Origin of the sequence: Nocardioides sp. CPCC 206348 (genome assembly GCF_048654705.1) — a bacterium.
GTDB lineage: Bacteria > Actinomycetota > Actinomycetes > Propionibacteriales > Nocardioidaceae > Nocardioides.
Genome location: NZ_JBMCZA010000189.1, coordinates 1,108 through 1,554 on the forward strand (window position 1 = coordinate 1,108; position 447 = coordinate 1,554).

The following is a 447-nucleotide window of genomic DNA, read 5'->3' on the forward strand; positions in this document are numbered from 1 at the left end:
CGCCGTGCCCGCCCTGGCCGCCCATCCGGCGGTCGCCGTGGTCCCGAACGTGATCGACCTGGGCGGCTACGACCGGGCCAAGGACGAGGACGCCCGCTTCACGCTCGCGCTGATCGGCATTTCCGCGGTCGCCAAGGACGTGCGGTGGGCCATCGACGTCGTACGCCGGTTGCACGCGCACGACGAGCGCTACCGGCTGCTCCTGTTCGGGGACGACCTGGCGAACACCGGCTCCGCCATCGGCCGTGCGTACGACGCCGGGTACTTCGCCGACCTGAACGAGCTGGAGCCACGCGGCGTCGTCGAGCGTCGCGGCTACACCAACGACGTGCCCGGGGCGCTCCGCGAGGTCGGCGTCATCCTCAGCTCATCGGTGCGCGAGAGCGCGCACCTCGTCGTCGTGGAGGGTGCCGCCAGCGGCGCCGTACCGGTGGTGCGGGACTGGCC

General features: G+C 72.7%; 1 protein-coding gene. It reads left to right on the forward strand.

The features are described from left to right. Positions 1-447, forward strand: a 447-nt coding sequence (locus tag ACOADB_RS15565; RefSeq protein WP_378600344.1) for a glycosyltransferase, incomplete at both ends; no start/stop codon positions are given.